Here is an 8,275-nt window from a genome sequence, read left to right as displayed (position 1 = left end):
GGGCTGCTGCTGGGTGGTGTGGCAAGTTTGATGGCAAAAACACCAAAACTTGACCCTGCCAATGAAGATGGCAATAAACCAAACAAAGGCTTTGGTGGAGCAGTTACCACCGTTGCCCAAGGCAACCCTGTGCCGATACTCTATGGCGAGCGAGAAGTGGGCGGATTTATCGCCTCAGCAGGCATTATTGCTGATGATAAAGTGGTGGCAGGGGTAGATGCCAGCCAATTTGCCAATCGTAAATTTGCCACGCTATTAGCAACAAGCATCAAGCTCTAGGACTTGGCAGTTTGTTTGGCAACATAATCAGCAAGCACTTGGTTGATGCGTGTTTGGTAGCCCTTACCCCCTGCTTTGAAATACTCAAGTACATCACGGTCAAGTCGCAAGCTGATGACTTGCTTGCGATTGGCAATGGCAGGTCTGCCCTTTTTAATCGAGCGGATGCTATGCTGCACATCGCCAAGCTCTGAAACTTCATCGTATGGCACGGTTGATTTCTCTGTCATTAGCCGTCCTGTTAATCAACATAGTATATCATTCAACAAGTTTATTTATTGTATATATATTTATTATTATTGTCAATACAAAAAAGGTCAATCATGCAAATCACAGGTGCTAAAAAAGGTCAAAAAGCCCAACAAAAACCACAAATCGCCAAAGATGATTTGGTGTCCACCAGCTATTTTCATGGGCTATATGGCTTGTGCGAGGGCGAGATTGCAGGCTTGGCTGATGGTGGCAAATCCATCCGCCTAGACGGCACGCCACTTATCAATGACAACGGACAGCCGAACTTTACAAATGTTGATTGGCAGTTTCGCACAGGCACGCTTGACCAAGAGCATATTGCAGGCTTTGGCGGTGTGGAAAACGAGAGGGCTGTCGGTGTTGAATTACGCCACGACCGCCAATTTATCCAGAGAATTAATAACACCAGCCTGTCGGCGGTGCGTGTGCGGCTTAATTTTAACGCCTTGCGAGAGCAAAAGGACAATGGCGATATCACAGGCTTTGCCATCGAGTACGCCGTTGATGTGCAGACTGACGGTGGCGTGTTTGCCGAGGTGCTAAGAAATACCGTGCGTGGCAAGGCATCGCAGGGCTTTAAAAAATCGCACCGCATCGAGCTGCCAAAAGCCAATAAAAACTGGACAATCCGCATCCGCCGCATCACGCCAAACCGTGATAGCGAGTTGATTGCCGACACCGTCCACATTGACGCATTAACCGAGATTATCGATGCCAAACTTCGCTATCCTGCCACCGCACTTTTGGGCATCACTTATGATGCTGCTACCTTTAGCAACATTGCCAAACTTGCCGTGCGACTAAAGGGCAAACTTATCCAAGTGCCAACGAATTACGACCCTGTTACACGCAGCTACACAGGGCTTTGGGACGGTACATTTAAACTTGCCTACTCAAACAACCCAGCGTGGGTGCTGTATGATATCTGCACGCACAGACGCTATGGCTTGGGCGAGCGGTTATCTGGCATGGTGGACAAATGGCGATTGTACCAAATTGCCCAATATTGCGATGAACTGGTGGACGATGGCAAGGGCGGACAAGAACCCCGTTTTGCCATCAATGTCTATATTCAAAAAGACGAAGACGCCTACAAAGTCATTCAAAATATCGCAAGCGTGTTTCGTGGATTGTCCTATTGGGACGGCACGCAGGTGGTGATTGACAGCGATACGCCAAAAGACCCTGTTTATACCTTTAGCCCTGCCAATGTGATAGGCGGTGAGTTTAGCTACACAGGCACACGGGCAAGAGACAGACACAGTGTTGCCAAAGTGGCGTGGGACAATCCTGATAATGAGTTTAAGACCGAATACGAAATCGTCCGTAATGAAGCAGCGATTGCCAAATACGGCATTCGTATGCTGGATTTGTCCGCCTTTGGTTGCACAAGCCAAGCACAAGCTTGGCGTGCAGGCTTATGGGCATTGCAATCAGAGCAGCTAGAGACTCGCACGGTCAGCTTCAAAACAGGCTTACAGGGTTTTATTCCGCAAGTTGGGCAAGTGATTAACATTGCTGATAATGCCTTTGCAGGGCGTGCCGTGAGTGGCAAAATCATCAATGTGTCTGACAATCAGCGTCTCATCACCCTTGACCGCAGAGCAGGCAAGGTGGGCGATACTTTGACGGTGAATGGGACAAATGGCGTACAAAGTACCACAATCACGCACGCACGCACCAATGCAAAAGGCGAATGGTTGCTCACGGTCAATCCGCCCATTGATGCCGAGCCTGAAGCTGTGTGGGCGATTATCAGCGATGAGTTACGCTTGATGCAGTTTCGTATCTTAACCATTGCCCAAAATGACGATGCGACCTTTAGCATCACCGCTTTACAATACGAAGCCCAAAAGTATGATGCCATTGACAGCGGTGCTGTCATCAGCCCGCAGCCCATCACCGCGATAAAAGCCGCAGCGATTGCCGCACCAACAAACGTTACCCTAACCGCCAACACTTACACCCATCAAGGTCAAGCCCTAACCACGCTTACAATCAGCTGGGAGCAGGTAACGGGGGCGGTGGCGTATATCGTCAAATGGCGTCGGGACGATGGCAACTGGCAAACCCTGCCAAAGGTGTCAGCCCAAAGCGTGGACATTGACGGCGTGTACAGCGGTAATTATCTTGCCGAGGTGCAAGCGGTTGATGCCTTTGACAGCACAAGCCTAGCAACCACAAGCAAACTTACGAAAATCACAGGCAAGCAAGGCAAACCGCCGAGGCTTGCTCGCTTGACTGCGACTGGCAAGCTATTCGGCATGGATTTATCATGGGCGTTTAATGCAGGCAGTGATGATACTAATTATACCGAAATTGAAGTCAGTCCTGACGGCAGAGCCAACATTGCAACGCTTGGCACTTTTGCTTATCCAACCGACAAGCACGAAATCACGGGGCTGCAGGGCAATTTGCGGCAGTTTTATCGTGCTCGCATTGTTGATAAACTGGGCAATACAAGCGACTGGACGGCATGGACTTCTGGCACGACAGAAGCACAGGCGGATAAGGTGCTTGATTTGTTAAACGGTCAAATCACCCAAAGCCAGCTGCACACAAGCCTTGGCGAGCCGATTGCCAAGATTGCCCCCATCGAGCAGCGAGTAAACGAAGCAAGATTGACCCTCTTTCAAGAAAAAACAAAACTTGCCTCTGCCATTCGTGATATCAGCAGCCTACAATCTGCAAACAATGCCAAAACCCAAGAAATCGCCAATCTTACGCAAACGGTGCATGGGCAAACAGGGCAAATCCGCGAGCTTGGCATAACCACAGGCGACTTGACCCAAAAATACAGCGAGCTAAAAACCGCCAATGACAACGCCAGCAGTCAGATTGCTGCCCTAAACCAAACCAATGCCGCTTGGGCAGCAAGTATGCAGACGATGGAGAGCCGATTTGATAACATGGCAGCAGGTGGGCGGAATTTGTTGCGGGATAGCAATCGTTTTTATAATATCAATGGCGGACTGGGTATTGGCAGTGATTTTGCCAGAGTTAATGCAACCGCAAACAATCAGCCCATCACCTTGTACAACTGGACAAAATCCAACCATACGCTAAAGCAGGGCGAGAAAGCGGTGGTATCGTTTGAATATCGCAGCCAGCGATGGCTTGATAATATCAGGCTGTCAGGTGAGCAGGGTGGTGAAACGCTGACAAATCAGCCGCCATCTTATCATTGGAAAAGGGCGGTGATTAAGTTTACCGCAAGCCGTGATATTATCAAACCACAGCTGCTTGTGGGCATACGCTCGGCAAATCTTGGTGATGATTTTAGCGTGCGTAATTATCAACTAGAGCGAGGCAATATCGCCACCGATTATACGCAAGCTCCTGAAGACATTGGCAAACAGCTTGGCGAAACCACAGCCACCATCAATGAGCTAAAACAAACCCAAGCCACCAAAGATGCCGCCACTGCCGAAAAACTAAGCCAGCTTGAAAGCAGCTTGGGCACAAAAGCCAATACCACCGCCCTTGATAGCCTTGCCACCAAAGTCAATCAAGTGGACAACAAAATCACTGCTGAAGCAAGAAAGGTAAGCCAATTGCAAACGGATTTGGGCAGTAAAGCAAGCACCGCCCAACTCAATGAGCTATCCAACAAGGTAACCCAAACGGACAACAAAATCACTGCCGAAGCAAGAAAGGTGAACACGCTACAAACCACCGTCAATGGGCAGACAGCCAGCGTACAAACCTTGCAGCAGTCGCTAAATGGCATATCGGCACAATATGTGGTCAAAGTGGACGCAGGCAACCGCGTGGCAGGCTTCGGCTTGGCAAACAATGGCGGCGTATCGGACTTTGCCGTGCGAGCCGATAAATTCTACATCGCACCGCCCACTGGCAGCAGCAAAGGCAACGCCCCCTTTGTCGTCAAAACCAGCTCAAGCGTGGTAAACGGCATCACCGTGCCAAGCGGGGTGTATATTGACAGTGCTTTTATTGCCAATGGTTCGATTGACAACGCCAAGATTGCCAATGCAGCGATTACGACAGCGAAGATTGCCGATGCCAGCATTGATAATGCCAAAATCCGTGATGGCTCAATTAATAATGCCAAAATTGAAAATGGGGCAATCACCACCGCCAAAATCGGCACAGCACAGGTGGATACTTTGCAAATTGCAGGGGAGGCGGTAACGATTCCAAGGGCTCAAAACTTTGAAGATGTCCGAGTGATTAGCAGTGGTGCTGTCATTTTTGAATTTCGCATGAATACTGGCGGTGGTGCGGTGCTGATTAATGCGGCTTGTTATGTGAAATTGTCATCAAATGGGCAGAAGCGTCATCATTACAGAGAGCCGTACTCGCGACACTTTTTGGTATCCATGAAGGTTATGGCACGCTCTCCAGCAGGACATGAACAGCTGATTGTTACCAGAGATGCTGTCCTTTCTGAAAAAGTTGAGCGATGGTTTGGCTCGGACAATCGGTTTGAGACCTCTATGGAAAGTTCGGCTCAGCTGATTGCAATAGGCATTGTGTTTTTACCAACCCAAGAGGGTAATTATACCTATTTTGTCAAGATTGAGGTTCAAGACAATCCTTACACTTTATCCGTGTATCAAGCGTCAAGCTCACTACTTGGGATTAAACGCTAAAGCCAATATGCCTGCCATCTGGCAGTTCAACATGGACAGATAGCTTACCGCCCAAGCCCTCAACATAGCGTTTGATGGTGGACAGTTTGTTATCCGTGCCACGATTTTCGATGGCTGACAGTGTCGGCTGGCTGATTTGCATTTGCTTGGCAAGATGGGCTTGGCTTAATTGCAACTCTTCACGCAACAACTGCAAGCGATAATCAATAATCAGCTCGCAGGACTCGGCATGAATACGCTCTTGAGAGTCGGTGGGCATTTTGTTAAGTAGTTCGTGCAGGGTACTCATGGCTACTCCAAAGTGTCTAGGTGCTTTTGGTATAAATCATCAGCAAGGGCAATCATTGTTTGATAAAATCGCTTATCATGAGCTTTGTTACCGCAGCATAAAATGATGGCTTGTCGCTTGGGGTCAAAGGCATAAAAAGCACGATATGGCTCACCTTGTATCTGAATGCGTAGCTCTTTCATGTTGGCAAAGTCAGAGCCGTTTATTGTGTCAGCATACGGGCGACCTAAGCTTGCCCCATATTCTGCAAGCAAGCAAAGATGAGCCAAAATCTTTTCTTGAATGACGATGGGTTGTGTAAACAGCCAGTCGTCAAAGGTTTTGGTGGTTAAAATTTGCCAAGTCATCAAAAACCCCATCGCTTTTGGTTTATTATAGCCTTTAAACTATATTTTATCAAGGGCTTTTCATTCAGTGTGTTGGGTGTTAAACGATAATTCCCACAGCTCAACCGCTTGGCGGAGCAATTCGCCTTGGCTGATGTTGTGCTGGGCGGACAATTCGGCGATTTTATCAATCAGCGTGGTGGGTAGTTTGTAGCTTTTGGCTTTCATGCCACGGCGAGCGTCTGATTTTGCAACAATTTGACTGGGGGTGAGTGCCATGTGAAATTCTCAATTAGACCCAGTAGGACTGCCACGATGCCGCTGTGGCAGCCGTTGTGCTAATTATGCTTGACTTAGCTAGATGAGCGTAGTAAGATAATAAGCACAAGGATAATTGCAATGCGTATAAAGGTTTTCATTGCAGTACTCCTTACTGGGTGGTTGCTGCTGCTTGTTAGGTGAGCAGCGGTAACCTACAAGGCAGGGTGTCCGACCACTCTGCCTTGATGCTTTTATTGTAAGTGTACTAATTTTTCAAGTCAAGCATTTTGCTTGGCTTTTTTTATTTTGGAGCAAAAATATGTTAGTAAAACTGTATATTTACCAAAAATCAGATGGGCTTTTTTTATACCAAGACATTGGCAATCCTGACAGTGTCATTAGCGACTTGGGCGATGATAAAGATTTTACGCTCACCGCACCACCTGACAATACTAAGCAGTATCGCTGGCTTGATGGGGCGTGGGTTTAAGCAGTTTGGCATACTCAACAATCGCCTGTTTAATCGCCCCAGCACGATTGCCACCATGATGGGCTTTGATGAACTGTAGGGCGTGATAAACCTCTTCATCATGCACGCTTAGCACGATGGCGGCAATGCGTTCCAAAGCACGAGCTTCATAATTCATGCTGGCTTTAATTTGTGATGCTGTGGATTTTTTCATAATTTGCCTTGATTTTTAACCATGATGTGCTATGATAAGAGTTAAGGAGTGGCTAGGGTTTCCCCTAGCTCAAGCCTTGGCAACTGCTACTTGCTTTAGGCTTCTGCTATTACCAAGCTGGGTAGCTTAGCAGTAACAGGGCGATGATTACGATTAGCTGAATGAGCGTTTTCATCGTCTTCTCCTTAAATCGTCAGTGTCAGTCACTGACACCCATCAATATTCCTTATGTTGATGGGCTTATTATAGCTCCTATTTGCATAAATATCAAGTACTTTATATTACACCACCCCAAGCCTTTGTGTTTGGGGTTTTTTTTGGAGCAAAAAATGACCGAACTACAGGGGCTGCACGCCCCTTTTTTGATTTCATGGCTGGGGATTTGGCTGTTTGCCTTTTTGGGCGGCGTTGCCAGTGCCTTTATCAAGATTGCCGATATTGACAAACGGCTGATTGCCCCTTTTATTGCCAAGCCCCTAATTGGCACCATTTGCGGCGTTGGCGTGGCGATTTATCTAAACGGCGATAACCACCCGCCCTCTGCCACGCTGATTGCTTGGGCATTGGTTGGCTCGGTGTTTTTGACGCCGATTATCACAGGGCTTTTGGTATTTATCAGCGACCAAAAACGCCAAGACGAGGTTTATCAAAATATCAAGGACAAATATCTGCCCTTTAACAAGGAGGACAAAAAATGACTTGGTGGAATCTGTTGATTTGCCTAATTGGCATGATTACGGGCATTTATACTTTTATCAAGCATTTAAATTCCTTCAACGACCGCAAAACTCGCACAGGCGATGCGTGGCTGGTTGCCGTTGGGACGCTTGGTTGGTCGATTAGCCTGCTTGATATGATAGACAGCCTGCTTGACAATGTGCTGATGCACTCTCAAGCCGAGACGCTTGGCAATGTGCTGATGCTGATTTTTTGGCTGGGGGTGATTTTGCAAGTGCAAAAACATTGTCTAAAGATTAAATTAAGAAAACGAAAATCCGCTTAACAAAGGAGAAATTTATGCAAATTAAAGACATTCAAACGCAGCTGGGCGTAACCGCTGACGGCATTTGGGGCGAAAAATCCAAACAAGCCATGCGTAGTGCCATGCGTGATGGCAAAGTGATTAAAATCACCGAAAATATCAGCCTAAACGAACTACTTGCCAGCAACACCGCAAGCCGTCTAGGTCTTGACAATATGCCAGATGGCAAAGTGCTACAAAACTTGATTGACAGTGCGATTAAGCTATTTCAACCTGCTAGGGAAATTCTTGGCAAGCCAATCCGCATCTCAAGTGGCTATAGAAGTCCCAAACTAAACGCAAAGATTGGTGGAGCAAAAAATTCCGCTCATTTATACGGCTTTGCGATGGATTTTGTCTGTCCTGAAGTGGGCAACACCAAGCAAGTGCTAAAAAAGCTCACCGATGGGCTAAAAGCCAAAGGCATTAAATTTGACCAAGCCATCATCGAATACCCAACCAGTCCAAACAGCTGGATTCATCTGGGCTACAAGCACCCAAGCGGCACTCAAAGAGGACAGGTTTTTAGGATTGGCTGATGATACCCCCCC

General features: G+C 47.4%; 10 protein-coding genes and 1 pseudogene. 6 read left to right on the top strand and 5 right to left on the bottom strand.

Annotated elements, in window-relative coordinates; genetic code table 11:
* Positions 1-279, top strand: a pseudogene (locus BW928_RS10895) (hypothetical protein); the annotation flags it as partial.
* On the opposite strand, the gene BW928_RS12135 reads toward BW928_RS10895, so the two are convergent.
* On the bottom strand, positions 276-509 hold the full coding sequence (locus BW928_RS12135; RefSeq protein ID WP_076556242.1) for a BrnA antitoxin family protein: 234 nt from the start codon (positions 507-509) through the stop codon (positions 276-278). The pseudogene BW928_RS10895 and the gene BW928_RS12135 sit on opposite strands and share 4 nt — an antisense overlap.
* A 93-nt stretch (positions 510-602) precedes the next feature.
* On the opposite strand from BW928_RS12135, the gene BW928_RS10885 reads away from it, so the two are divergent.
* Positions 603-5,144, top strand: a complete 4,542-nt coding sequence (locus BW928_RS10885) for a TipJ family phage tail tip protein (RefSeq protein ID WP_076556241.1) — start codon at positions 603-605, stop codon at positions 5,142-5,144.
* Here the strand turns inward: BW928_RS10885 and BW928_RS10880 are convergent.
* From BW928_RS10880 to BW928_RS10870, 3 genes are read right to left on the bottom strand one after another with little or no spacing between them, the layout of a single operon-like run.
* Positions 5,134-5,433 (bottom strand): helix-turn-helix domain-containing protein, encoded by a 300-nt coding sequence (locus tag BW928_RS10880; protein ID WP_076556240.1) that lies wholly within the window; start codon positions 5,431-5,433, stop codon positions 5,134-5,136. The two genes, BW928_RS10885 and BW928_RS10880, sit on opposite strands and share 11 nt — an antisense overlap.
* Positions 5,434-5,435: 2 nt before the next feature.
* Positions 5,436-5,780: a type II toxin-antitoxin system RelE/ParE family toxin gene (locus tag BW928_RS10875; protein ID WP_200800849.1), complete on the bottom strand. Its 345-nt coding sequence runs from the start codon at positions 5,778-5,780 to the stop codon at positions 5,436-5,438.
* A 60-nt stretch (positions 5,781-5,840) separates the two neighbouring features.
* On the bottom strand, positions 5,841-6,038 hold the full coding sequence (locus tag BW928_RS10870) for a hypothetical protein (RefSeq protein ID WP_076556238.1): 198 nt from the start codon (positions 6,036-6,038) through the stop codon (positions 5,841-5,843).
* Between the two features lie 301 nt (positions 6,039-6,339).
* Between BW928_RS10870 and BW928_RS11725 the strand changes: the two genes are divergently transcribed.
* On the top strand, positions 6,340-6,510 hold the full coding sequence (locus BW928_RS11725) for a hypothetical protein (RefSeq protein WP_158078461.1): 171 nt from the start codon (positions 6,340-6,342) through the stop codon (positions 6,508-6,510).
* Here BW928_RS11725 and BW928_RS10865 read toward each other — a convergent pair.
* Positions 6,473-6,703, bottom strand: coding sequence for a hypothetical protein (locus BW928_RS10865; protein WP_076556237.1), 231 nt, complete (start codon positions 6,701-6,703; stop codon positions 6,473-6,475). The genes BW928_RS11725 and BW928_RS10865 overlap by 38 nt on opposite strands.
* A 329-nt stretch (positions 6,704-7,032) precedes the next feature.
* Here BW928_RS10865 and BW928_RS10860 point away from each other — a divergent pair, with 329 nt between their 5' ends.
* Genes BW928_RS10860 through BW928_RS10850 form a run of 3 tightly spaced genes read left to right on the top strand, consistent with a single transcriptional unit; the run spans position 7,033 to position 8,263 of the window.
* Complete coding sequence (locus BW928_RS10860) at positions 7,033-7,401, top strand: hypothetical protein (protein ID WP_076556236.1); 369 nt, start codon at positions 7,033-7,035, stop codon at positions 7,399-7,401.
* Positions 7,398-7,706, top strand: a complete 309-nt coding sequence (locus BW928_RS10855; RefSeq protein ID WP_076556235.1) for a hypothetical protein — start codon at positions 7,398-7,400, stop codon at positions 7,704-7,706. Before BW928_RS10860 ends, BW928_RS10855 begins: the two co-directional genes overlap by 4 nt.
* Before the next feature lie 14 nt (positions 7,707-7,720).
* On the top strand, positions 7,721-8,263 hold the full coding sequence (locus tag BW928_RS10850) for a D-Ala-D-Ala carboxypeptidase family metallohydrolase (RefSeq protein ID WP_076556234.1): 543 nt from the start codon (positions 7,721-7,723) through the stop codon (positions 8,261-8,263).
* The last annotated feature ends 12 nt before the right edge of the window (positions 8,264-8,275 follow it).

The sequence above is a fragment of the Moraxella cuniculi DSM 21768 genome (assembly GCF_900156515.1).
Classification (GTDB): domain Bacteria; phylum Pseudomonadota; class Gammaproteobacteria; order Pseudomonadales; family Moraxellaceae; genus Moraxella; species Moraxella cuniculi.
This window is presented reverse-complemented; position numbering and strand designations above follow the sequence as displayed.

What these genes read in the sequence shown, in the direction of transcription:
- BW928_RS12135 (WP_076556242.1), bottom strand. Translation starts at nt 509, where the DNA reads ATGACAGAGAAATCAACCGTGCCATACGATGAAGTTTCAGAGCTTGGC.
- BW928_RS10885 (WP_076556241.1), top strand. Translation starts at nt 603, where the DNA reads ATGCAAATCACAGGTGCTAAAAAAGGTCAAAAAGCCCAACAAAAACCA.
- BW928_RS10880 (WP_076556240.1), bottom strand. Translation starts at nt 5,433, where the DNA reads ATGAGTACCCTGCACGAACTACTTAACAAAATGCCCACCGACTCTCAA.
- BW928_RS10875 (WP_200800849.1), bottom strand. Translation starts at nt 5,780, where the DNA reads ATGACTTGGCAAATTTTAACCACCAAAACCTTTGACGACTGGCTGTTT.
- BW928_RS10870 (WP_076556238.1), bottom strand. Translation starts at nt 6,038, where the DNA reads ATGGCACTCACCCCCAGTCAAATTGTTGCAAAATCAGACGCTCGCCGT.
- BW928_RS11725 (WP_158078461.1), top strand. Translation starts at nt 6,340, where the DNA reads ATGTTAGTAAAACTGTATATTTACCAAAAATCAGATGGGCTTTTTTTA.
- BW928_RS10865 (WP_076556237.1), bottom strand. Translation starts at nt 6,703, where the DNA reads ATGAAAAAATCCACAGCATCACAAATTAAAGCCAGCATGAATTATGAA.
- BW928_RS10860 (WP_076556236.1), top strand. Translation starts at nt 7,033, where the DNA reads ATGACCGAACTACAGGGGCTGCACGCCCCTTTTTTGATTTCATGGCTG.
- BW928_RS10855 (WP_076556235.1), top strand. Translation starts at nt 7,398, where the DNA reads ATGACTTGGTGGAATCTGTTGATTTGCCTAATTGGCATGATTACGGGC.
- BW928_RS10850 (WP_076556234.1), top strand. Translation starts at nt 7,721, where the DNA reads ATGCAAATTAAAGACATTCAAACGCAGCTGGGCGTAACCGCTGACGGC.